The following is a 21,772-nucleotide window of genomic DNA, read 5'->3' on the forward strand; positions in this document are numbered from 1 at the left end:
TAACAACACCATTTGTCCCCTTCACGCGCACAGGCCTCTCGGTTATCGTCCGCCCCGCCGGGGGGAGGGCCGAGTCGAGCCCGTGCGGCGCAGGGGGGAATAGCGGCTGTGGCCTTTCAAGCGGATTTTCAGCGGGATGGAATCGGGCTGCGCTCCGGCGGGCTCAAAATACTTCTGGTTGAGGATTCCCGGATGTTTTCCGCCGTGCTCTGTCACCGGTTCCAGACGGAACTTGGGCTTGCCGTCAAATCCTGCGCGTCGCTGAAAGCGCTTCGCCGGGAACTTGCTGAAGATGGTCATGGCTACACCATGGCCGTCGTCGACCTCAACCTGCCGGATTCGCCTTACGGCGAGGCGCTCGACTGCACGATCGAGCACGATATCCCGGCGATCGTCTTTACCGCCACGTTCGATCTCAACACGCGCAACAGGATCATGGAGCGCAATGTCATCGATTACGTGCTGAAGGACAATGAGTTCGCGCTCGACAATCTGGTCGCTACCGTCCGCCGGGCGATCTCCAACCGCAAGACACGGGTGCTCGTCGTCGACGATGTCGTCTCGGCACGCCAGGTGCTCGTCGACCTCTTGAAGGCGCAGCAATATCTCGTCGTCGAGGCAAGCTCGGGACTGGAGGCGCTGGCCGCGCTCGAAGCCTACAGCGATATCGAGCTCGTCGTTACCGATCACCATATGCCCGATATGAGCGGTTACGAGTTGACGCGGCGCATTCGCCATCGCTTCGGCTCGGACCGGCTGCGCGTGATCGGCGTGTCTTCGTCCAACGACCGCATGCTGTCAGCCAGTTTCCTGAAGGCGGGCGCCAGCGACTTCCTCTACCGGCCCTTTGTCGCCGAGGAGCTGCAATGCCGCATCGCCAACAATGCCGAGACGCTGGCGCAGATGCGGCAGCTGAGGGCGGCGGCGGCATGCGACTACCTGACCGGCCTCTACAATCGCCGTTACTTCTATGACAACGGCCCGAAGCTGGTGAACGAATGCCTGCGGCTGAAAGTGCCGAGCTCCGTCGCCATCCTCGATATCGATCATTTCAAGCGTCTGAACGATACCTACGGTCACGAAATTGGCGACAAGGTGCTGAAGGCGGTCGCAAACCGGCTGTTTACGATTTTCGAGGGCAGCGACAATCTTCTCTCGCGGCTTGGCGGCGAGGAATTCGCCATCCTTTTCCCGCAGATGGATTCGGCTGCCGCGACCAAGCTTTGCGACGAGATCCGCTCGGATATATCGCGGTTGAAGGTCACCGCCGACGATGAGGAACTCGGCGTCACGATTTCGATCGGTATCGCCGAGATCGGCGGCTATGAAACCTTCGAGAATTACCTCAACGCGGCCGACCAGTTCCTCTACATGGCCAAACACCGGGGCCGCAACCAGGTCTATTCCGACGCCAGGATGACGGGGGAGGCAGCACAGTAGGGTGACCTGTCGCCACCGGTCGTCATCCTCGGCCTTGTGCCGAGGATCTGCTGCCCTATCAACCCGTGGCTAGATGCTCGGCACAAGGGCGAGCATGAAGAGGGAATGGTCAGATTCTTGTATTGCGGCCACCTCAGGCGGCGACCGCCTGCCTTGCCGTCGCCATCGTCATCTTGCGCTCGGCGCGCTCCTGCTGCGGCGAGCGATGGTAGAGTTCGCGATAACACTTCGAGAAATGCGAGGCCGAGACGAAGCCGCAGGCGACGGCGACTTCGACGACGGGCATCGAGGATTGCACCAGCAGGTGGCGGGCGCGATCGAGGCGGATTTCGAGATAGTAGCGGGCAGGCGAGCGGCCCATCTCCTGGCGGAACAGCCGTTCGATCTGGCGGCGGGAGAGGCCGGCGCCGTCGGCGATCTCGATCAGCGACAGCGGCTCGGCCAGATTGCCTTCCATCAGCTCGATTATCGACAGCACCTTGGCATTCTGCACGCCGAGGCGGGCGCGCAACGGCAGGCGCTGACGGTCGTGCGGATTGCGCACACGATCGGTCAGGTGTTGCTCGCAGATCCGGTTGACGAGGCTCTCGCCGAAATCCTCGCCGACGAGGTTCAGCATCATGTCGAGCGAGGCAGTGCCGCCGGCGCAGGTATAGAGATTGCCGTCGATCTCGTAGAGATCGGCATAGACCTCCGCCTGCGGGAAGGCTTCGGAGAAGCCCGGCAGGTTTTCCCAGTGGATGGCGCAGCGCTTGCCGTTCAAGAGCCCGGCCTGGGCCAGCACATGTGCGCCCGTACAGAGGCTGCCGACGGCAACGCCGCGATTATAGCATTCGCGCAGCCAGGCATTGACCGATTTGTTGTTGAACTGCTCGACATCGATGCCGGAACAGACGAGCACCATGCCCGGCCGGTTTTCGCCGCCGAGATGGCGGCGTTCCTCGGCGAGCGAGGAATTCGCCTCGACCCCGATGCCGCAGGAGGAATAGACCTTTTCCCCGTCGAGGGAGGCGAGCCGCCAGGTATAGGCCGGATAGCCGAGCATGCGATTGGCGATGCGCAAGGTGTCCACGGCGGCCGAGAAGGGCAGCATGGTGAATTGCGGTACCATAAAGAAGACCAGTGAACGCTTCTTGATCTGCATCCTGTTCATAGCGAAATCCATGCTCGAGGGACGATGACTATTCGTTGCGCGGAATGCGTCGCGCCGATGTCCTGAAAGCGACACTGGCATGGATAAATGCGGCCGGGAAGAGCAAATATGCGACATTGACCGCGATTTGACCGGCCAAGTCCCGGGCGAGGGCGCCGGCGGGGTGGAAGAGAGCTCACAGCCAACTGAAATTCAGGGGCTGAAGTCCAATGGGGAACGAGATGGCGGACACGAAAAAGGCGGCGTTGCAAGATGCAGACGCCGCCCTCATCTCAGGAGGAATGTCGCATTCATTACATGGTCCGGTGTTTGCTGTCGTCGGTGCTCGGCCAGCCGATATCCTTGCGGACGTCGAACGGCATGGCTTCGATTTCGCGGGCAGTCTGCCAGCGCGTCCAGGCGAGCAGGAGCTTGCGGGCATAATGGCCCAGATCGAAGCGGCCTTCGCTGGAGGTGAGGGTCTTGCCACCACCCCGATAGGTGAGCGTGGTCATTTTTCGGTTCCTTTCTTGAGCCGGGACATGGTGGCGATGGGAGGTTCGTCCATGTCCATGCTGCTAATATGGCCTTCGCGAACCCATCATTCAAACGAATAGAGTTTATGGATAACATCAACGATTTTGAATGATCCGGTGCCCACTCCCGGGGGCAGCTTTGTCGCTAAAAGGATGATCCATGGTGATCGGACAGCAGCAGGACCGCTGGGAAGGACAGGGTGGCCACGGATTGATGGGCCGATGCTGGCAAGAGGCCGGGGGCGGCTTCGACACCGGTCGGAGCTGCGAATGGCATCCCGAACCGCCCTCGTCACTCAACATCGAGCGTTTGGCCTTCTTGCGACAAGTGATACAGTTGAATTTCGGTCGTTCAGCTGGAGAAAGAGGAATTATTCCCATGGCAGACCAGAAGCGCCCGCTGCAGCCTGGAGAATCCGCGCCGGCGTTTGCGCTGGCCACGGCCAATTTCGACGGAACGGTCTCGCTCGCCGACTTGAGGGGTCACCCGTTCTTGATCGGCTTCTTTCGCGGGCTGCACTGCCCGTTCTGCCGGCGTCAGGTAGAACAGCTCGCCGGCGTGCAGCCAACCCTGCGCGCCGCCGGGCTGGAGACCGTGGCCGTTATCAACACGCCGGTGGAACGCGCCCGCCTGTATTTCCGCCACCGGCCGACGCCGGTAACGCTTCTGTGTGACCCCGACTGCCGCACACATCGCGCCTACGGCGTGCCGCATGCAGAGTTCTTGCCCGATGCGAGCAGCGAACAGCCCGAATGGCCATATGGCGCAACGATGGCGCAATTCCAAGCGGCACGCATCAACCCAACGGGCGAGCTGCCAGAACCGGTACAGCCGATGGAAGCCAACACCATCCTCAACGCCAAGGACCGCTTCGAGCTTGATGAAGCCGATAACGCAATATTCGAGAAGCACGCTACTCAGCTTGTCGGGCACTTCCTGGTCGATGCGAACGGCACCATCGGCTGGGCACAAATCGAAGCGCTCGACGGGCCGAACAGCCTCTGCATCTTCCCGACCGCGGCGGAGATCATCACTGCCGCCGGCAGCCTTGGACGCTGACCTGCAACGAACGGTCCGCCAGCTGCTGCACGATGTCGAATGAGGGCGATGACGCATGTGGGCCGCCTGGGTACGGCTCTCCGTCCAAACGACAACTGCTTCGGCGCGCGGGGGCACTTCCTTGGCCTGCATATCCTTGATGCCAGCTCTCGGACTCATCGACACTTCGAACCTCCAGCAGGCGGGCAGCGTACCTCCTGGACGATGCGACTAGAAAATACCCAGCGGCAAGCGACGCTCAATGTGGTCGTGCGAACCGTTCAATCGCCGCTGCCAAGTCGTCGTAGTTTTCGACAATATCATCCGCGCCGGATCGCAATAGGCTTTCACCAGGATCTGCCGAGCAATGGTTGCCAGCGGTAAAGCCGATGACACGCATGCCGGCCGCTTTCTACCGTGGCTGCATGGAGAAAGAGGTCCGGCGCAGGCTTCCCATTTGCTAGAAATTCAAGTTCGGCAGCGAGATAAATCTCCTCGCTATTCACAAGGACGCCATCGCAGTCGTAAATAGTCAGTTTCATCAGGCACCTTGGCAGTCTCTCAAAACGGGGTCCAGCTTGGCATCTCCTTAGCGCGGTGGAAAGCCCCGCTTCCGGCCTAGATCGCAAACGGTTGGTCGGCCTTGTTGATGGTCGTTCATCAGGGACGGAAGCTCCTCCGCCGATAGGAAAGACTGCCCCACCAGTGAGCCCGCAATATGCCGGACCTCACGAAAGAGCCGCGAAACGAAGATCCGTGCCGTTGCTTGCCTTACCTTCATGCAGAAAGTCGTCTACGAACATCGGTCTGGGCCGACGCACCAACTTCAGAGGGGCTCCATGCAATTCGACGATTTGGACCTGAATTTGCTCCGAGTTTTCGACATCATGATGCGTGAACGAAGCGTCACGCGCACGGCGGAGCGTCTGGGCAGAACGCAGTCTGCTATCAGTCATTCACTGGGAAGGCTGAGGATGCTCTTCCGCGACGACCTGTTCACGCGAGATGGCTCAGTCATGTGTCCCACACCGCGCGCCGTGGAGCTTCTCTCGGAGATTTCAGGCGCGCTGAGCACGATACGTTCCTCGATCGACAGGCACCAAATATTTGATCCGGCATCGACGCGTCGCAACTTCCGTGTGGGACTCACCGATTACCATGCGATGGTCTTTGTCCCGGGATTGTTGCGGGAATTTGCCCGGCAGGCCCCGCACGCAACGCTCAACATCATACCGGCCAACGGCATCGAAATACTCAACGCCATCCACCTCAGGCAGGTAGATTGCGCCCTGACCGGTGCTTCGATCCGAGACGATCCACGTGTAGCGAGAATAGAACTGGGCCAGGACCGCCTGCTCTGCGCAGTTTGGAGCGGCAGCGCCATCGCCAAGCATGGCTTGACCCTGGATGCCTATCTTGCCGCGTCCCATTTGCAGATTTCCGCCGACGGCGTCTCGTCCGGCCTGGCAGATATTGCGCTCAAGGCGGCGGGATTGAAGCGGAATATCGTCGCCACGATATCGAACTATCTCATACTGCCCTGGGTCCTCAGGGGAACGGAATTCATTACCCACTGCGGGGACGGAATTCTCCATATCCTCGACGATGCGAGCGAGGTGAAGGTAGTGGCGCCGCCGCTCAAGATCGAAAACGTAAGCACGTCATTGCTGCTTCAGCATCACATGGCAACAGATCCCGGCATGATTTGGCTCACGCAAGTCATCTCGCAAATCTACGACGGGTCACAAAAGACAAAAGTCGAAATCATGAAGGCCCAGGTGCTGTGAGCGGCACGGGATGACCATCATGTCCAGACAATGAACCTTATTCATGTTCGTGATGACGAATATGAATTTGACTGATGAATGGCTTTCGGCGACGCTCCCTGTAATCAACAAAAGGGGACCTGCCATGAAAACCATCATAAAAGCATTTCTCGGCCTTTCCACCGTGCTGTGCGCCACGGCCGCGCAGGCGACGACTCTCGAAAAAGTGCAGAAAAACGGGGTGCTGACCTGCGGCACGAATGCGGCGACTGCGGGATTCAGCCTTCCCGACAACGACGGCAAATGGACCGGCTTTGTGGTCGACTATTGCCGGGCCGTCGCGGCGGCCGTGCTCGGGGATGCCCAGAAGGTAAAGTTCATTCCGCTCACGCCGAAAGACCGGTTCACGGCCCTGCAGTCTGGGGAGATCGACATCCTGGCGCACAACGCAACCTGGACATCGTCGCGTGACTCGACCCTCGGCATCCTGTTCGCCGGCACCTATTTCTATGATGGCCAAGGATTTATGGTCCGCAAATCCGATAACATCGCTGCGATCAAGGACCTCAACGGCGCCTCCATCTGCGTGACGCAGGGCACGACGACGGAATTGAACATCGCCGACTATTTCCGAGGGCAGAATATCACCTATACGAGCGTCGGCTTCGCGGACGAAGAATCCGTCGTCAAGGCCTTCGAGGAAGGGCGGTGCGACGCCATGTCGGCGGACAGCTCGACCTTGAACGCGTCCCGCATGCGCATGGCCAAGCCCGATGACAGCGTCGTGCTGCCCGACCTGATTTCGAAGGAGCCTCTTGGCCCGGTCGTACGCCAGGGCGACGACCAGTGGTTCAATATCGCTAAGTGGACTCTCTACATCCTGGTCGCTGCAGAGGAATTCGGCGTCACGTCGCAAAATGTCGACGAAATGAAATCCTCCGCCAATCCGAATATTGGCCGCCTTCTCGGTGTCGAGGGAAGCATCGGAAAGGATTTCGGCCTCAAGGACACTTGGACGGCGGATGTCATCAAGCAGGTTGGCAATTACGGAGAAATATTCGACCGTTCGATCGGCAAGGATTCGCCGCTGAAGATCAGCCGCGGCGCGAACGACCTCTGGAACAAGGGCGGGCTGCAATACGCCCCTCCCATCCGCTAGTTGGAATTTTGACAGGCTGGCGCGGATCGCCGCGCCAGTTCCTTCAAGACAGGTGGATGACAAATGTCCGATCTTTCACTCCCTTCCCAACTGCGCCGGAACCTGTCCGTTGACGATCCAAGGGTCAGAGGTGTTGTCTACCAGGCGTTGCTCGCGGGCAGCCTCTTGGCGCTGACCGCCGCCATCGGAATCCAGACGGTGTCCAATATGAGCGCGCGCGGCATTCCGCTGTCGCTCGACTTCTGGAATGAAACAGCCGGGTTCGCCATCAACCAAACCCTCATCCCATACGACTCGCTATCGACATATGGACGCGCGTTCTGGGTGGGGGTCGTGAACACTCTCGTCGCCGGCGGTCTCGGCATTCTGTTCGCCACGATATTGGGTTTCGTCCTCGGCGTGGCGCGACTCTCCGACAATTGGATCGTCGCTCAGGTCTCGGCATCATATGTCGAGATTATCCGCAACGTTCCGCTCCTGCTGCAACTTCTCTTCTGGTACAACGCGGTTCTGAAGCCGCTACCGGCTCCAAAGGCGTCCATCGCGATCCCGGGCGGCATCTACCTCAACAACCGCGGACTGATCTTTCCCGAAATCCAGCTTCATCCGGGTGCCGGTGTGGTCGGCCTCGCAATCCTGGTCGCCGTGGTCTTGTCGGCTGCATCCTACATGTATGCACAGGGCGTTCAAAAGCGAACCGGCAGGCAGCTTCCGATCTTGGCTTCGTGCGCCGGGCTCATGATTGGCTTGCCGCTACTTGCTGTTATTACGATCGGAAACCCGGTGTCGTTCCTGGAGCCCAAACTGGTCGGCTTCAACTTCAGGGGCGGACATCAGCTGTATCCGGAGTTCGCAGCGCTCCTTATTGGCCTATCTGTCTACACGGCATCCTATATCGCCGAAATCGTCCGGGGAGGGATCCTGGCCATACCCAGGGGACAGACCGAAGCCGCATATGCACTCGCCCTGCCACCCGGCAAGACTCTCCGCCTCGTCATTATTCCGCAGGCTCTGCGTATCATCGTTCCTCCCTTGACGAGCCAGTATCTCAATCTGATCAAGAACTCCTCGCTCGCTGTATTCATCGGATATCCGGACCTGGTGCAGGTCTTTGCGGGCACGGTGCTGAACCAGACGGGCGCTGCGATCCAGGTGATGGCCATCACGCTCTCGGTCTATCTCGCGATCTCCCTGCTCACGTCGATGGCAATGAACCTCTTCAACCAGCGGCTTGCGATCGTAGAGAGGTGACCCATGGACAAGCACGCGCTGACATATGATGACAGTTCCATCCTGCCATCGATGAAACCACCGGTCGATGCCCGTCTTGCCATGGGTGGTTGGCTGAGGAAGAACCTGTTCTCCAGCCCATTCTCGGGAACGCTCACGATCGCCTCTTCAGTGATCGCGATGTGGCTGCTTCACGATTTTCTCAGCTTCGCGATATTCAAGGCGGCCTGGATGGGTGGCAAGGAAGCATGCCTTGCAAATCCGGACGGTGCCTGCTGGCCCTTCATCGCCGAGAAATTCGATTACCTGCGCTACGGCGCATATCCTGTAGAGCAACGTTGGCGCGTCGATCTGACGGAAGCTGTCGGCGCCATTCTGATTGGCTGGCTCCTCTGGAACCTAGCTCCCCGTCGCGACGTGGCCGCGCTCCTGTTCTTCATTGCCTATCCCATTCTGGCCCTTGTGCTGCTGCGCGGCATGGCGATGCTGGGCCTGCCGGTGATCGACACCACTTTATGGGGCGGCCTCCTGATCACCCTTCTGATGTCGGTCGTCGGAATCGTCTTTTCGCTACCACTCGGCGTTTTACTGGCGCTTGGCCGAATGTCGAAGCTGCCAATCGTGCGGGCGGTTTGCGTCATCTATATCGAAGTCGTGCGCGGGGTGCCGTTCATCACCGTGCTATTCATGGCGAATTTCATGATGCCGCTTTTCGTGCCGGACTATTTGACGCCGGACAGACTGCTTCGTCCCCTTATCGCCATTGCGCTGTTTTCATCCGCCTACATGGCAGAAGTGGTCCGCGCGGGCCTTCAAGCCATTCCGAAGGGCCAGCATGAAGCCGCGAAATCGCTTGGCATCGGCTACTTCAATGCGATGCGGCTCATCATCCTCCCCCAAGGGCTCAAGGTGGTCATCCCGAGCATCGTCTCCACCTTCATCGGATTGTTCAAGGATACGACATTGGTGGCAGTCGTCGGGATCGCCGATTTTCTAAGGGCGGTCGAGGCCGCTCGGGTCGATCCGAGCTGGGCCGGTCCAACGATCTCGACGACGGGCTACCTTTTTGCGGCACTGGTCTACTGGATTTTCTGTTTTGGCATGTCGCGCTACTCGCAGTTCATGGAGCGTCGATTGGCCCGCGGCCACAAACACTAGGAATTCGGAGCGGTTCGCCCGAGCGGGCGGGCGACTCCTTGCACATTGTCAGTAGCACGCGGCCCGCAGATTCCCGCGCTGACACCACAAGAAGAATACGAGGAAACACAACGATGGCCAGCAAGGCTTCACCCAAGGCAGCGTCTCGTCACGGTGCTGCCAAAGTGTATGATTTTGATCGGATCTATGACCGCAGGCAATTCGGATCCGTGAAATGGGCAAACCAATGGGACGAATTCTCGCCACGGGTAGAAGGCGAGAACCTGCTTTCGCTTTGGACTGCGGACATGGACTTTCGCGCACCAGAAACCGTGATCGAACGGCTTCGCGAAGCTGTCAATCACGGAATCTACGGCTATACGCGTCGGGATCCGCGTCACTATGAGATCGTGCGAGCCTGGTTCGAGCGAAGGCACGGTTGGGCTCCGGCGTTGGAGAGCCTGCTGCCGGCACCCGCCATCATGCCCGCTGTCGCCGTGATCCTGCGGACCTTCACCAAGCCCGGCGACGGCGTAATCGTCCAGACGCCCGTCTATTCGCCATATTTCGAAGTGGTGCGCGGCAACCAGAGAACCTTGCTGACCAACCGATTGCTTCTCCGGGACAACCGATACGAGCCGGACCTCGACGATTTCGAAAGGCTCGCTGCGAACGGGGCCAAGGTCTTCCTTCTGTGCAACCCGCACAACCCCGCCGGCAAAGCCTGGACGCGTGAGGAGCTCGAAGCACTGAACGACATCTGCGCACGCTATGGCCTGCTCGTCATATCGGACGACATCCATTGCGACATTAGACTATCGACCCTGCCTCATGTCGTGTTTTCCTCGATTTCGGAAGATGCGGCGGACCGGTCTTTCATTTGTACTGCGCCTACCAAGACCTTCAATCTGGCTGGCGTGCCGTCGGCGACCCTATCCGTGGCCAACAAGGCGCGCCGGGAGGCATTGCTTTTCGCCATGCAAACGTCGTTCATGGTGAACGCCAATTATTTCGGCAGGCTTGCTCTTGAGACCGCTTACAGCACTGGAGATCAATGGGTCGATCAAGCGACAATCTATATCGGCGAGAATGTCCGGCTCGTCCGGGAGTTTGCCCTCGCGCATCTCCCGGGGATCACGCCGATGTTGCCCGAAACATCATTTCTCGTGTGGCTCGATGCACGTGAGCTCGACCGGAAGGTGGACGGGATCCAGAGGTTCTTCGTCGAAAACGCCGGCGTGAATCTTTATGACGGCCGCGTATATGGGCCGGGTGGCGAGGGCTTCATTCGCCTCAATGTCGGGTGTCCGAAAAGTATCCTCCAGAGCGGCCTGCAACGGATGTCCGACGCGTTATCGTCGCGGAAGTGAAGCGGGTGAATGTGCCCGTGGCCTCCCGGGCAGGCTTTCCATATGCGGCCAGATCAGCTGAGAAAACATGCGGTGATCGCAGACTCACGCAGATCGCGGAAACCCATCAGGGCCGTCCTCGGCATGTCAGCTATCTGCCGACCTCTTAATGAGCGGTAGCCGCTGCATCGGGCAGCCCTTGCGCCGAGACCCGAAGGCACTCACGCTGCCGCTGTTTCCGACGCGGGACAAGAAGCTTTGGAACCAAGTCTGCGCCGCATCGTTGCCGTCTGGTAACTGACAATGATGCAAAGGAGGAAACAATGATTTCCGCAGATCAGATCCGTGAACATATGGAAGTGCGGGCTGCCGATGGTACCCATGTCGGCACGGTCGATCATCTCGACGGTCCTACGCGCATCAAGTTGACGAAGACCGACTCTGAAGACGGCAAGCATCACCTGATTCCGCTCGACTGGGTCGATCATGTCGACGCTCACGTTCACCTGTCGAAGAACGCCAGGGACGTCCGCAGCCAGTGGGCCACCATCAATTGACGGGCAATCGGCTGCGGCTTCGGCCGCAGCCTGCTCGCCGCAAGGGACTTCATATGACCTAAGGAAGTGAAGGAGGGCGACGAGGTGAGCTGGGGTACCAGCTTGGGGACGGTTGATCCAAACCTGAAGGAGATTCAATATGCCAGCCAAGTCCAAGGCCCAACAGAAGGCGGCAGGCGCCGCACTCTCGGCCAAGCGCGGCGAGACGCCCAAGAAAGAACTGAAGGGCGCTTCGAAACAGATGGTCGAGTCCATGAGCGAAAAGCAGCTGGAGGAGTTCGCCTCGACCAAGAGAAAGGGAAAGCCCGAGCACGCCTCCAAATAGGAAAGCCATCCGGGATCTCAGGTCGTCGTCGATTGCATTGAGAAACCCGCGACATCATGGACGGAAAGTGCGTTCAAAATCGCCCGGGATGACGCCTCACGGTCCTTTGCCATCCATCGGAGCTCGAACGTCACGCCTGTTCGGCCATCGCTCGTCGGCCCGTATGCCACAAAGAGGGCACGGCATCCCAAGGGGTTCAGCACCGCCGATAAGTCCGGTACATCGACTTCAGAGCTGTGGATGACGAGCGTCGCCTTGCGTTCGCAGGTCAGCCAGGCGTCCAGCTGCTTCATTGGCGACAGGACGATGAAGGCGACAGCCGTCGCCACTGTTCCAGTGACAATCTGGCCACCGCCGAAGCAGAGGCCGACGACCGTCATGAACCACAGGGTCGCCGCCGTGGTGAGGCCGGTCATCATGTCGCCGCGCCTGAGGATCGCTCCGCCGCCGAGGAAGCCAACGCCTGTCAGGACGCCAAGGGGGAAGCGCAATACGTCCATTTGCGTGAAGTAGCTGAAGGTTTTCCCGTAAGTGGACAGAAGGAGATTGGCCTGGACCATCGCCAGGCAGGCGGCAAGCGCCACAAGGATTGTCGTCCTGAAGCCGGCCGCATGGCCGCCGCGCTCGCGATCGAGGCCGATGAGGCCACCGGCGAGCACCGTCAGTGCGATCCGCGCTGCGATATCCCACCAGCTCGGTGTCAGCGGCATGCTATCTGTCAGGAACGAAGGCATATTTCGCTCCAATCCTTGTCGCAGACATTTCGCCGTTGGCCGAACATTCGATCCTCCAGGACACTCTGCGGCGATAAACGCTGTGCGCGGCGGGACGTTCCCGAGGTCGTGCCCGGGAAAGCCGCTGCCGATGGGGGAGATTGGCGGTTCGTTCGCAGTCGGTATATTGTATGGTCTCGATGTTGCCCGTCGGTTATTGGCGCGCACTGCGCCTGACATGGAGTTTTGATTGGCCGTTGCCTTTACCAAGGAAGAGAGTTTCGAAACCGCGTCGGAAACCCTATTGCCCGACCGTCCGGTTTCGCCGCATCCGAATCTCGTTACGGAAGCGGGATTGAAGGCTCTCGAACTGCAGTTCCAGCAGGCGCGTGAGGCCTATGATGCCGCGAGCATCATTGAAGATGTGAATGAAAGGCGACGGCAGACTGCCAATCCATTGCGTGATCTTCGCTACTTAGCGGCAAGACTTCGCACCGCCCAGCTGATGCCTGACCCTACGTCAACAGACGTGGTTGCCTTCGGCAGCACGGTGACCTTCCGCCGTAACGATGGGCGCGTGCAAACTTATCGGATCGTCGGAGAGGATGAGGCTGATCCCAAGGCCGGATTGATTTCCTACGTCTCGCCGGTAGCGCGGCTTCTGATGGGCAAGGCTGCCGGCGATGCCGTGGAGGCGGGTGGCCAGGAGCTGGAGATCATCGCCATCGCGTAGAAGGCGGTCAAAACCGTCGGATTAATCAGTACTGTCTGGTACTTTATTTTTATGGGCCTTTACCACCCGCGGCTAGAAGGTGACATTCATCATCGAAAGTCATGTTCATGGTCAAGGCACCATTTTGAGTTCAGCCGCTTCAACCTCGTCTTCCAGTTCGTCGGATGACCTTGCCTCTCTCGAAGCGCAGCTTGCCGAAAAGTAGGCGGCTCTGTCGCGGATACAAGGACGAGCAAGAGAAGGCGACAATCGAGAAATCGATCGAGACGCTGGAAGCGAAGATCGCCAAGATCGAAGCGACCGAGAGCGGCAAGGGCCAGGCATCAGCCTCGTCAAAGTCGGCTGCCGCAGTTCCTGGAGAATTCTCCGGCGAGAGGGAGCGCGTGCGGCATACGTTTGATCGCTCCAGGTGTTTTCTAGGCGCGATCAGAGGCCCGGGGAATCGGTTTTCGATCTGTGTTTTCCGAGATTGCGCCCTGCTACGGTGATGACTTCGCGCGTCAGTTCCGCCAGTCGATCGGCGGCAAAGCGGTTTATCTGCCAGAATAGGGGAACATCGAGGGGGGTGTCGGCAATCAGTTCGACCAGTCGTCCGGACGCGAGATGCTCGCGGGTCAACTGAGTCGGGTTCATTCCCCATCCCATGCCTGAGAGGGTTGCCTCGACAAAGCTTTGTGGCGAGGGGAGCCAATGGGTCGGATAGTCGAGATCGCGTCCGAAGGTCTGGCGGACCCAGGTGCTCTGCAGCCTGTCCTTCTGGCTGAAGGTCAGAGCCGGAGCGTTGCGGATCGCCTCGGCGGTCACACCGTTGGGAAAGTTACGGGCGACGAAGTCGGGCGTTGCCGTCGCATGATAGCGCAGAACGCCAAGCGCGAAACGCCGGCAGCCCCTTATCGGCTTTTCCAGGCTGGTGACGGCCGCGATCACACGGCCGCGCTGCAACCATTCGGCGGTGTGATCCTGATCGTCGACGGCGATATTCAACAGATAAGAGGAGTTTCTGGCGAAGGTCGACATCGCTTCCACGAACCAAGTGCCGAGACTGTCGGCATTGGTGGCGATCTGAAGCGTCACCCTCTGGCGTGGTTCGCCGGGATCAACGAGTGCGGGCAGGTGGCCGAAGAGTTCGGCTTCGAGCATACCGACATTTTCCATATGGCGGCACAACCATTCTCCCTTTTCGGTCGCCGTGCACGGCGTGCCTCTAACAACCAGCACAACGCCGAGACGTTCTTCGATCTGCTTGACGCGTTGCGAAACGGCCGAAGGGGTGACGTTCAACACGGTCGCGGCGCGTTCGAAGCTCCCTGTCTGGACAACGGTCGCGACGGTACGGAGGGCGGGGTAGTCGAGCATGGATTAGCGCTGCTTAATTGAGGTTAGGCAAATTAATTACCCTAATTCGCCTCGCCGCGATAGCGAAGTCTCGTCGAAAGCGAAAGGCGAAGCGATGAATTTTTCAATCTATTTTACCGGCCTGATGATGGGCCTCAGCCTGATTGTCGCGATCGGCGCTCAGAATGCGTTCGTTCTCCGCCAGGGCCTGCGCAATGAGCATGTGTTTGCCGTCTGCCTCGCATGCGCACTGTCCGACGCGGTACTGATCGTGCTCGGCGTCACCAGCCTGCAGCAGATCGCCAGGTTCATGCCCTGGCTCGACCCGGTCATGCGTTATGGAGGAGCCGCGTTTCTCGCCTGGTATGGAGCAAAAAGCCTCTATTCCGCCTTGCGGTCGAACGCCGCTCTCGCGGCGGCCGAGGCCAAAACGGCAAGCTTCAGGCAGACGCTCGCAACCTGCCTTGCGCTCACCTGGCTCAATCCGCACGTCTATCTCGACACGGTGGTGCTGCTCGGCACAATCTCGACGCGTTTTCCGGGGCAGCAGGCTTCCTTTGCCGCAGGCGCCGTGACCGGTTCCTTCCTGTTCTTCTTCTCCCTCGGATATGGCGCGACATGGCTGCGGCCGCTCTTCTCGAAGCCATCGGCCTGGCGGATGCTGGAAACACTGGTCGCTGCGACCATGTGGATCATCGCCTTCAAGCTCATGGGCGGGATGTGATCGCTGTTCGACGGAAGGATCATACCGATCGCGACGTCTCGGCGGCAGGGTCTGGCTGGATCAATGGGGGGGCGGAAAGCTTTTGACGGGCGAGTGTTTCCGACAGCCGTTGTGGCCTTGCGCCAAGATCCGAAAAAACCTCGGCTGCGCACATTTAGGCGCGCGATTCCACGATCCTCAGGTGGCGACTCGGCCGAGCGGCTACGCTCGGCAAAGGCAACTCCTCATGCTGGCAATCGGCCAGCAGGTGCGATGGGAAGCGTTTCAATTCGCGGAGGGCATGTTCGTGGTTTGCATCTCTGCGCCAGCGCGACTTGAATGCGGAAAGGGTCTGTAGGATATTCCAGGTGCTTGTTTGCGCCATGTTGAGCCTCCTTTGCTGCATCGTTTCCGATACACACACTATGGGGAGCGATTGACATTCAATCAAACAAAATGATATGGGGTTATAAATCAGAAAAATTGAAAGGTGCGACGATGAGCCTACCCTTTCGCCGTCCCATTCCTTTGCTTGACAACGATGTGCTGCGCACTTTCGTCGCCATCGCCGAAACGGGCAATTTTTCCACGGCCGCCGAGGCCGTCTTCCGCACGCCGTCGGCCGTCTCGATGCAGATCAAGAAGCTCGAGGAACAGCTCGGCGCGACGCTGTTTTTGCGCGACGCCCGCTCGGTGACGCTGACGCGTCATGGCGAGATGCTGCTTTCTTACGCCCGCAACATACTGGCGCTGTCGAACGAAGCGGTATCGCGCTTCATCATGCCAGAGCTGACCGGTGTCGTGAGACTCGGCGCCCCGGAGGATATCGGCGAGCGGCTGCTGCCGAGAATTCTGAAGAGCTTTGCCGAAAGCTATCCCGGCATCATGGTTGACGTGACGATCGACATGAGCGTTGGCCTCAAGAAGCGCATGGAGGAGCAGCGGCTCGACCTGGCGCTGATCAACTGCGCCACGCGGCCGTTCCCGACCGGCGGCGAGGTGGTGTTCCGCGAGCGGCTGGTCTGGGCCGGCGCCCGTTGCGGTTCGGCGCATCGCCGCGATCCTCTGCCGATCTCGATCTGGGAGGACGGCTGCATCTGGCGCCAGGAGGCGCTCTCCCAGCTCGAACGCAACAAGCGTCCTTATCGTGTCGCCTATCTCAGCGGCCACACGATGGCGCAGCGCGCCGCTGTGCTCTCTGATCTCGCCATCGCGCCGCTGCCGCTTTCTTATGTAAGCGAGGACATGGCGATCCTCGGACTGCAGGAAGGGCTGCCGGAGCTCGGCTCCTTCGATATCCGGCTGCTGACCGCCGCCCAGGTGTCAGGCCCGATCGAGACGGTGGCCGACAGCATCCGTAGCGCTTTTGCCGAAAGAGCGAAGGCTGTTGCCGCCTAAGGATATCTTTCAGCGGTTGAACCTTTTGTTCCCTTGTGCGTTATCGGCGCGAACGGGCATAGCAGCCGTTCGGGGTTGATTTCAAACAAGGATATTCGATATGACGACAACGGCCAAAATTGCCGCAGCCTTTATGGTTCTTCTTGCTCTTTCCTCCTGCGGCAACACGATCCGCGGCATAGGTAAGGACACGGCAAACACGGTGAATGCCACGCAGGATGCCGGCCGCTCGGTTGATCGCGCTGCGAAGAAGTAAGCGGTAGGCAGGTTTGCCGGGCTTATCAGGCTGGCTGACGCCTAAAGCCGGACCATTCTATCGAACGGCCGGGTCCGGACCACTCTAACGAGTGGCCGGGGGATGTGCCCTTTCTAGGCCGCCGGATCGGCTGAGCCCGGTCCGGAAGGCCTGATATGCGGGATGCTGGCTGGAGCGCGCCGTTTCCATCAGCCGGATTTGAAGGCGGTCCGGCGCCTGGGTCCCAAGCCACAATCCAAGATTTTCGAGTTTCAGCGAGTTCAGGAAAGGCGAGCCCGCGGCAAAATCGAGGTGGCGGCGCAGGCCGTCGAGCAGATTGTCGTCCTGGACGGCATTCTGCATGACGAGCGTCAGGTAGGATTTGTCTGGCTCCGACAGCGCGGCGAGCTTTTCCGCGACGGTATCGCGGTCGGGGAAGGGAACGCTGGCGGTCATTCGAATCGTCCGGTCGTTGATCGTGTCCCGCGGTTATAAGCTCGCCTTGACCTTCTCGGCTATATCGGCCGGCACCCATTTCGTCCAAAGATTCTCGTAATTGCGCAGGAAGTGGATCGCGGCATCCTCGTTGCTTTCGCGGTTTTCGTCCTGCCAGGCGAGCACCTGGTTGATCGTCGCGTTGTCCCATTTGCGGGCCTTGAGATAGGCCGTGACGGGCCCGGAGCGGGTGGCGAAGGATCTGGTCATCAGCGTGAAAGCGCGCGAGACTGGGTACGAATTGAGCTGGGGCCTGGTGCAGCCGGCAACGGCGGTGCAGCCGTCCCATTCGCTTTTGTTATGGCCGACGCCGAAGCTCAGACGCGTCATGTCGTATTTGCCGAGGATGGCGGTCGGCGCCCAATAGTAGCCGAGCCAGCCGACCTTGTTCTCGAAGGCGCGGGCGATCGACGCATCGAGCCGTTCGGGAGTGCCGGTCTCGACGAGCTCGAAGCCCTTCTTGTCCGCGGCAAGCGCCCTAAAAAGGTTGGTCGTCGATATGTGGCAGCTCCAGTCGGCCGGGCAATTGTAGATTGCACCCTTGGATGTATCGTCTTCGGCTGGAAAAAGCTCAGGATGTCTTAGCGCGTCCTCGACAGAGCGGATGTCGGGATTGGCGTCGGCGATGAATTTCGGGATGAACCAGCCCTCGACGGCGCCGTCGGCGAGGATCTCGGCGCCTTGCACCACCCGGCCGGTTTTGACGGCTTGATCGAGCAGGGCCCTGACGGAATTGATCCAATATTCCGAAGCGATGTCGGGCGTGCCTTTCTCATTCATCGAGGCGAAAGTCGGCAATGTGTCACCGGCGACGATGGTGACGGAGCAGCCATAGCCCTTTTCCAGAATGATCTTGTCGAAGTTTGCCGCGATGCCGGCCGAGGACCATTTCATCTCGGCGATCGACACCTGGCCGCAATCGTCGGCAGCAGCCGGCGCAGCAATGGAAAAGGCCGCGGCAAAGACGGCCGAAATCAGAAGCGTCTTCATTGTCATTCCCCGAATTTTCTTTGCTCGGACGCGCCGCTGGGTCCGAAGAAAATATCTGCAAAGCTTGGTGCGCCCGAGGAGGATGCCTGCCGGGCGATGCCACAACAAGCCGTCCTGTTCACGGACGCCGTTCATCCTGGCGGCTTCGGCGGCGGATCGCAGGTCATGTTCAACAATGGTGCATTTTGATCAAGCCTACGCGTTCGCCCGCAGAAATCAACCTCATTTTGCTCATGGTTACGAGCCTAAATAGTTGAATTTGAAGAATTTATGTCAATGGCCCGAAATTGGCGCCGCCGATGGACTCGCGATCACCGAAAGGTTTTCGGAAGAAAATTCGCCGGGACTGCTGAAAAAAGTCAAAATTAACCTTTGCGAAAGCCTTCAATAACTCTCCGGTAAGAATGTGCCGCTATCAGTGAGGTCGCAGCTGGAACAACCGCTGCTTCTCCGGTTCAGGTAGTGCGTACCGGAGGAAGCGAGCTTCGCCGTGTAGGGGCGAAGACGCCTGAGTTTTCGGCAAACCGCGCAGAGCCAAGGCCATGCGCGGTTTTCGCGTTTTTGCGGGGACATGCCAGGTCTTGACCTCGCTGAAGTCTGATTGGCCCCAGGCCTTAATCGGGGCCAGTCTTGACCCGGGATCGGCGGCCATTGTAGGCCTCGCCTCAACGAAAGGCGACGGCCATGGCAAGAGCGATCATGCTGCAGGGAACCGGCTCGGATGTCGGCAAGACGGTGCTGGTCGCGGGTCTCTGTCGGCTGGCGGCCAATCGCGGGCTGGCAGTCCGTCCGTTCAAGCCTCAGAACATGTCGAACAATGCGGCGGTTGCCGACGACGGCGGCGAGATCGGCCGGGCGCAATGGCTGCAGTCGCTCGCCGCGCGGACGCCGTCCTCGGTGCATATGAATCCGGTGCTGCTCAAGCCGCAATCGGAAAACGGCAGCCAGATCATCGTGCAGGGCAGCGTGTTCGGACAGGCGAAGGGGCGGGATTATCAACGGCTGAAGCCGCGACTGCTCGGCGCAGTGCTCGAGAGCTTCGAAACAGTGGCTGCCGGCGCCGACCTCGTCGTCGTCGAGGGTGCCGGCTCGCCGGCTGAAATCAACCTCAGAGCCGGTGATATCGCCAATATGGGCTTTGCGACGAAGGCGGGCGTGTCCGTCGTGCTCGTCGGCGATATCGACCGCGGTGGCGTCATCGCCTCGCTGGTTGGCACCCATGCGATCCTCGACGATGCCGACCGGGCGATGATCGCGGGCTATATCGTCAACAAGTTCCGCGGTGATGTTTCGCTGTTTGACGATGGCATCCGCGCCATCCAAGGCTTCACCGGCTGGCCCTGCTTCGGCATCGTGCCGTGGCTGCCGGATGCCGCGCGCCTGCCGGCCGAAGATTCGGTCGTGCTCGAACGGCTGGTGAGGGGTGGGACGGGGGCACTGAAAATCGCCGTGCCGATGCTGCCGCGCATTGCCAATTTCGACGATCTCGATCCGCTGAGAGCGGAGCCGGATGTCGAACTGGTCTTCGTGCGATCAGGCGAGCGGCTGCCTGTCGATGCGAGCCTGGTCATTCTTCCCGGGTCGAAATCGACGATTTCGGATCTCGCCGCTCTCAGGGTTCAAGGCTGGGACCGCGATCTTGCAGCGCACGTCCGGCGCGGTGGCCGGGTGATCGGCATTTGCGGCGGCTACCAGATGCTCGGTCGCACGTTACGCGATCCGCTTGGCATCGAAGGCGGGACAATCGAGGCGGCGGGGCTTGCGCTACTCGACATCGAGACCGAAATGGCACCTGAGAAGACCGTGCGCAACAGCCAGGCCCGTTCGACCGAATACGACGTATCGCTCGCCGGCTACCAGATCCATCTCGGCGTCACCCGCGGCCCGGATTGCGTTCGGCCATCGGCGATCGTCGACGGTGCGCCTGACGGAGCGGTGTCGGCCGACGGGCGGATCATGGGCACCTATCTGCATGGGCTTTTCGGCAGCGACGCCTACCGCGCCCGGCTGCTTCAGAGCTTCGGCCTATCCGTTGAGCGGCGGAATTACCGTTACAGCGTCGAACAGGCGCTCGATGAGATAGCCGGGGAATTGGAACGTCACCTCGATCCGCACTGGCTGGCGGGGCTGCTCGGTTAGCCGCAGCGGTGCGGCCGAATTGCGCATCGCTTTCACTCGACCGGGAGTAGCATCGCGACAGGAAGCAGGCTAATGAATCGGAAGCGCGCGATATCGCTCTTTCATCGCCTGCCCGGCCACTCGGGCTGCCGGCCCCGACGGTCGGAAAGATTCCTTCGGGTTGCCGCCCTCATTCGGAGATTGAAAAAATTAACAATCATATTCAGTGGCTTATCGAGCAAGGAATCACCTGTGAGAATATTGGCGATCTCGTCGCCGGTCTATGCGGCCGGCTGATCACAGACGGCGTTTCGATCTGGCGTGCAAGCATCAGAATGCCTTCCCTCCATCCCATGTATCGCGGCGTCGCCGCCAATTTCGAGCGGGGCGGTGCAATCGTTCTCGAGAATGCCGAGCATGGCAGCGAGACGGAACGCAGCTTCGAGAAGACGCCGATCTTTCACCTTTTAAGCCGCGGCGAAAAAACCGGCCGATGGAACCTGGCGAAAGGCGAGGGGCTCGAGTATGCCGAGCTTCACGAATTCGCGCTTGCCGGCGGCACGGATCACGTCATCAGCATTTTCGAATTCCCGAAGGAGGTCGCGTTACGCGGACTGGGCTTTTCGCTCACTAGCGATGCGCCCGGCGGATTTTCCGACGACCAGATGGGGATCATCCAGGGGCTGTTGCCGGCTCTGGGGTTGGCGGCTTACCGTGTCGCGGTTTCGAAAACCGCGACGGAAATCCTCGCGGTTTATACCGGCGCCAGAACGAGTGCGCGTATCCTTGCAGGCGAAACCCGCAGGGGAATGGGCGGCTCCATCGATGCCGCCATCCTGCTCGCCGACCTGCGCAATTTCACGGCGCTGACCGAAGTATACCAGCCTGCGGAGATCGTCGGGTTTCTCAACGAGCATTTCGAGCTGATCGACCGGCATGTCGAGGAAAATTCCGGCGAGATTCTGAAATTCATGGGTGACAGCGTGCTGGCGATTTTTCCGACAGAGGCCGATGACCCGCAGAAGGCCTGCAAGGCGGCGCTGACTTCGGCCGAAAGTCTGCTGAAAGCAAACGAAGAGCTCAATCGCGAGCGCACGCGCAACGGGGGGCCGGATATCGGCATCGATGTCGTTTTGCATCTCGGCGAGGTTTTCTACGGAAATGTCGGCGCTCACGGCAGGCTGGATTTCACGGTGATCGGCAGAGCCGTCAACGAGGCTTCGCGGCTGGAAAAGCTTTGCGGAACGCTTGAGCAGCACCTGTTGCTCTCGGAGAGCTTCGCGGCGACCTGTTCCGTGCCCTGTGACTATCTCGGGTCTTTCGAGCTGCGCGGCGTTTCGAAGAGGGCCGACGTCTTCAGGCTGGCCGGCGCCGCCTCATAG

Annotated in this window: 23 protein-coding genes; 15 read left to right on the plus strand and 8 right to left on the minus strand. The window is 59.9% G+C overall.

The genetic code is table 11. The features are described 5' to 3' along the window. Nucleotides 1–108 precede the first annotated feature (108 nt). Nucleotides 109–1,440, plus strand: a complete 1,332-nt coding sequence (locus PYR71_RS12295; RefSeq protein ID WP_275619543.1) for a diguanylate cyclase — start codon at nucleotides 109–111, stop codon at nucleotides 1,438–1,440. Nucleotides 1,441–1,573: 133 nt separating this feature from the next. Here the strand turns inward: PYR71_RS12295 and PYR71_RS30995 are convergent, their stop codons facing one another. Next, nucleotides 1,574–2,593 carry a GlxA family transcriptional regulator gene (locus PYR71_RS30995; RefSeq protein WP_416340291.1) on the minus strand — a complete coding sequence of 340 codons (1,020 nt, stop codon included), beginning with the start codon at nucleotides 2,591–2,593 and terminating at the stop codon, nucleotides 1,574–1,576. A 293-nt stretch (nucleotides 2,594–2,886) separates the two neighbouring features. Beyond that, on the minus strand, nucleotides 2,887–3,087 hold the full coding sequence (locus PYR71_RS12315) for a hypothetical protein (RefSeq protein ID WP_097579710.1): 201 nt from the start codon (nucleotides 3,085–3,087) through the stop codon (nucleotides 2,887–2,889). A gap of 400 nt (nucleotides 3,088–3,487) precedes the next feature. Between PYR71_RS12315 and PYR71_RS12320 the strand changes: the two genes are divergently transcribed. Continuing rightward, the gene (locus tag PYR71_RS12320; RefSeq protein ID WP_275619608.1) at nucleotides 3,488–4,168 is read left to right on the plus strand and encodes a redoxin domain-containing protein; all 681 of its coding nucleotides are present in this window, start codon (nucleotides 3,488–3,490) and stop codon (nucleotides 4,166–4,168) included. 238 nt (nucleotides 4,169–4,406) lie between these two features. Here the strand turns inward: PYR71_RS12320 and PYR71_RS12325 are convergent, their stop codons facing one another. Next, nucleotides 4,407–4,547: a hypothetical protein gene (locus PYR71_RS12325; RefSeq protein ID WP_275619544.1), complete on the minus strand. Its 141-nt coding sequence runs from the start codon at nucleotides 4,545–4,547 to the stop codon at nucleotides 4,407–4,409. Nucleotides 4,548–4,986: 439 nt separating this feature from the next. Between PYR71_RS12325 and PYR71_RS12330 the strand changes: the two genes are divergently transcribed. From PYR71_RS12330 to PYR71_RS12360, 7 genes are all read left to right on the plus strand, one after another. Then, a complete protein-coding gene (locus PYR71_RS12330) occupies nucleotides 4,987–5,934 on the plus strand; it encodes a LysR family transcriptional regulator (RefSeq protein WP_275619545.1) in 948 nt (315 codons plus the stop codon). A gap of 124 nt (nucleotides 5,935–6,058) precedes the next feature. Next, a complete protein-coding gene (locus PYR71_RS12335; RefSeq protein WP_183913233.1) occupies nucleotides 6,059–7,072 on the plus strand; it encodes an amino acid ABC transporter substrate-binding protein in 1,014 nt (337 codons plus the stop codon). A gap of 63 nt (nucleotides 7,073–7,135) precedes the next feature. Next, nucleotides 7,136–8,323, plus strand: a complete 1,188-nt coding sequence (locus PYR71_RS12340) for an amino acid ABC transporter permease (protein WP_275619546.1) — start codon at nucleotides 7,136–7,138, stop codon at nucleotides 8,321–8,323. A gap of 3 nt (nucleotides 8,324–8,326) precedes the next feature. Next, nucleotides 8,327–9,460, plus strand: a complete 1,134-nt coding sequence (locus PYR71_RS12345; protein ID WP_275619547.1) for an amino acid ABC transporter permease — start codon at nucleotides 8,327–8,329, stop codon at nucleotides 9,458–9,460. A 38-nt stretch (nucleotides 9,461–9,498) separates the two neighbouring features. Beyond that, complete coding sequence (locus tag PYR71_RS12350) at nucleotides 9,499–10,809, plus strand: MalY/PatB family protein (RefSeq protein WP_275619548.1); 1,311 nt, start codon at nucleotides 9,499–9,501, stop codon at nucleotides 10,807–10,809. A 302-nt stretch (nucleotides 10,810–11,111) separates the two neighbouring features. Next, nucleotides 11,112–11,345, plus strand: a complete 234-nt coding sequence (locus tag PYR71_RS12355; protein WP_010033775.1) for a DUF2171 domain-containing protein — start codon at nucleotides 11,112–11,114, stop codon at nucleotides 11,343–11,345. A 139-nt stretch (nucleotides 11,346–11,484) separates the two neighbouring features. Continuing rightward, the gene (locus tag PYR71_RS12360; protein ID WP_003564288.1) at nucleotides 11,485–11,670 is read left to right on the plus strand and encodes a DUF3008 family protein; all 186 of its coding nucleotides are present in this window, start codon (nucleotides 11,485–11,487) and stop codon (nucleotides 11,668–11,670) included. 17 nt (nucleotides 11,671–11,687) lie between these two features. Here PYR71_RS12360 and PYR71_RS12365 read toward each other — a convergent pair whose 3' ends face one another. After that, entirely contained in the window at nucleotides 11,688–12,404 is a 717-nt protein-coding gene (locus PYR71_RS12365; RefSeq protein ID WP_275619549.1) for an MgtC/SapB family protein, read from the minus strand. Nucleotides 12,405–12,633: 229 nt separating this feature from the next. Between PYR71_RS12365 and greA the strand changes: the two genes are divergently transcribed. After that, nucleotides 12,634–13,116 (plus strand): transcription elongation factor GreA, encoded by a 483-nt coding sequence (gene greA / locus PYR71_RS12370; protein ID WP_275619550.1) that lies wholly within the window; start codon nucleotides 12,634–12,636, stop codon nucleotides 13,114–13,116. 426 nt (nucleotides 13,117–13,542) lie between these two features. On the opposite strand, the gene PYR71_RS12375 is transcribed toward greA, so the two are convergent. Next, nucleotides 13,543–14,472, minus strand: a complete 930-nt coding sequence (locus tag PYR71_RS12375) for a LysR family transcriptional regulator ArgP (RefSeq protein WP_275619551.1) — start codon at nucleotides 14,470–14,472, stop codon at nucleotides 13,543–13,545. A gap of 94 nt (nucleotides 14,473–14,566) precedes the next feature. Between PYR71_RS12375 and PYR71_RS12380 the strand changes: the two genes are divergently transcribed. Beyond that, the gene (locus PYR71_RS12380; protein ID WP_275619552.1) at nucleotides 14,567–15,175 is read left to right on the plus strand and encodes a LysE/ArgO family amino acid transporter; all 609 of its coding nucleotides are present in this window, start codon (nucleotides 14,567–14,569) and stop codon (nucleotides 15,173–15,175) included. Nucleotides 15,176–15,329: 154 nt separating this feature from the next. Here the strand turns inward: PYR71_RS12380 and PYR71_RS12385 are convergent, their stop codons facing one another. Further along, nucleotides 15,330–15,539 (minus strand): hypothetical protein, encoded by a 210-nt coding sequence (locus PYR71_RS12385; RefSeq protein WP_275619553.1) that lies wholly within the window; start codon nucleotides 15,537–15,539, stop codon nucleotides 15,330–15,332. 71 nt (nucleotides 15,540–15,610) lie between these two features. On the opposite strand from PYR71_RS12385, the gene PYR71_RS12390 reads away from it, so the two are divergent. Together PYR71_RS12390 and PYR71_RS12395 are read left to right on the plus strand one after the other, a co-directional pair. Beyond that, the gene (locus PYR71_RS12390; protein WP_275619554.1) at nucleotides 15,611–16,552 is read left to right on the plus strand and encodes a LysR family transcriptional regulator; all 942 of its coding nucleotides are present in this window, start codon (nucleotides 15,611–15,613) and stop codon (nucleotides 16,550–16,552) included. Between the two features lie 100 nt (nucleotides 16,553–16,652). Further along, on the plus strand, nucleotides 16,653–16,808 hold the full coding sequence (locus tag PYR71_RS12395; protein WP_003560194.1) for an entericidin domain-containing protein: 156 nt from the start codon (nucleotides 16,653–16,655) through the stop codon (nucleotides 16,806–16,808). Between the two features lie 84 nt (nucleotides 16,809–16,892). On the opposite strand, the gene PYR71_RS12400 is transcribed toward PYR71_RS12395, so the two are convergent. Beyond that, nucleotides 16,893–17,243 carry a hypothetical protein gene (locus tag PYR71_RS12400; protein ID WP_183913249.1) on the minus strand — a complete coding sequence of 117 codons (351 nt, stop codon included), beginning with the start codon at nucleotides 17,241–17,243 and terminating at the stop codon, nucleotides 16,893–16,895. Nucleotides 17,244–17,276: 33 nt separating this feature from the next. Next, complete coding sequence (locus PYR71_RS12405) at nucleotides 17,277–18,278, minus strand: glycine betaine ABC transporter substrate-binding protein (protein ID WP_275619555.1); 1,002 nt, start codon at nucleotides 18,276–18,278, stop codon at nucleotides 17,277–17,279. A 678-nt stretch (nucleotides 18,279–18,956) separates the two neighbouring features. Here PYR71_RS12405 and PYR71_RS12410 point away from each other — a divergent pair. Both PYR71_RS12410 and PYR71_RS12415 read left to right on the plus strand, forming a co-directional pair. Further along, nucleotides 18,957–20,411 carry a cobyric acid synthase gene (locus PYR71_RS12410; protein WP_275619556.1) on the plus strand — a complete coding sequence of 485 codons (1,455 nt, stop codon included), beginning with the start codon at nucleotides 18,957–18,959 and terminating at the stop codon, nucleotides 20,409–20,411. 125 nt (nucleotides 20,412–20,536) lie between these two features. Next, a complete protein-coding gene (locus PYR71_RS12415) occupies nucleotides 20,537–21,772 on the plus strand; it encodes an adenylate/guanylate cyclase domain-containing protein (protein ID WP_275619609.1) in 1,236 nt (411 codons plus the stop codon).

The sequence above is a fragment of the Rhizobium mulingense genome, assembly GCF_029194105.1.
GTDB classification, from domain to species: Bacteria; Pseudomonadota; Alphaproteobacteria; order Rhizobiales; family Rhizobiaceae; genus Rhizobium; species Rhizobium mulingense.

What these genes read in the sequence shown, in the direction of transcription:
- PYR71_RS12330 (WP_275619545.1), top strand. Translation starts at nt 4,987, where the DNA reads ATGCAATTCGACGATTTGGACCTGAATTTGCTCCGAGTTTTCGACATC.
- PYR71_RS12405 (WP_275619555.1), bottom strand. Translation starts at nt 18,278, where the DNA reads ATGACAATGAAGACGCTTCTGATTTCGGCCGTCTTTGCCGCGGCCTTT.
- PYR71_RS12355 (WP_010033775.1), top strand. Translation starts at nt 11,112, where the DNA reads ATGATTTCCGCAGATCAGATCCGTGAACATATGGAAGTGCGGGCTGCC.
- PYR71_RS12345 (WP_275619547.1), top strand. Translation starts at nt 8,327, where the DNA reads ATGGACAAGCACGCGCTGACATATGATGACAGTTCCATCCTGCCATCG.
- PYR71_RS12335 (WP_183913233.1), top strand. Translation starts at nt 6,059, where the DNA reads ATGAAAACCATCATAAAAGCATTTCTCGGCCTTTCCACCGTGCTGTGC.
- PYR71_RS12360 (WP_003564288.1), top strand. Translation starts at nt 11,485, where the DNA reads ATGCCAGCCAAGTCCAAGGCCCAACAGAAGGCGGCAGGCGCCGCACTC.
- PYR71_RS12400 (WP_183913249.1), bottom strand. Translation starts at nt 17,243, where the DNA reads ATGACCGCCAGCGTTCCCTTCCCCGACCGCGATACCGTCGCGGAAAAG.
- PYR71_RS12365 (WP_275619549.1), bottom strand. Translation starts at nt 12,404, where the DNA reads ATGCCTTCGTTCCTGACAGATAGCATGCCGCTGACACCGAGCTGGTGG.
- PYR71_RS12375 (WP_275619551.1), bottom strand. Translation starts at nt 14,472, where the DNA reads ATGCTCGACTACCCCGCCCTCCGTACCGTCGCGACCGTTGTCCAGACA.
- PYR71_RS12380 (WP_275619552.1), top strand. Translation starts at nt 14,567, where the DNA reads ATGAATTTTTCAATCTATTTTACCGGCCTGATGATGGGCCTCAGCCTG.
- PYR71_RS12395 (WP_003560194.1), top strand. Translation starts at nt 16,653, where the DNA reads ATGACGACAACGGCCAAAATTGCCGCAGCCTTTATGGTTCTTCTTGCT.
- PYR71_RS12320 (WP_275619608.1), top strand. Translation starts at nt 3,488, where the DNA reads ATGGCAGACCAGAAGCGCCCGCTGCAGCCTGGAGAATCCGCGCCGGCG.
- PYR71_RS12410 (WP_275619556.1), top strand. Translation starts at nt 18,957, where the DNA reads ATGGCAAGAGCGATCATGCTGCAGGGAACCGGCTCGGATGTCGGCAAG.
- PYR71_RS12340 (WP_275619546.1), top strand. Translation starts at nt 7,136, where the DNA reads ATGTCCGATCTTTCACTCCCTTCCCAACTGCGCCGGAACCTGTCCGTT.
- PYR71_RS12325 (WP_275619544.1), bottom strand. Translation starts at nt 4,547, where the DNA reads ATGCGTGTCATCGGCTTTACCGCTGGCAACCATTGCTCGGCAGATCCT.
- PYR71_RS30995 (WP_416340291.1), bottom strand. Translation starts at nt 2,593, where the DNA reads ATGAACAGGATGCAGATCAAGAAGCGTTCACTGGTCTTCTTTATGGTA.
- PYR71_RS12385 (WP_275619553.1), bottom strand. Translation starts at nt 15,539, where the DNA reads ATGGCGCAAACAAGCACCTGGAATATCCTACAGACCCTTTCCGCATTC.
- PYR71_RS12315 (WP_097579710.1), bottom strand. Translation starts at nt 3,087, where the DNA reads ATGACCACGCTCACCTATCGGGGTGGTGGCAAGACCCTCACCTCCAGC.
- PYR71_RS12390 (WP_275619554.1), top strand. Translation starts at nt 15,611, where the DNA reads ATGATATGGGGTTATAAATCAGAAAAATTGAAAGGTGCGACGATGAGC.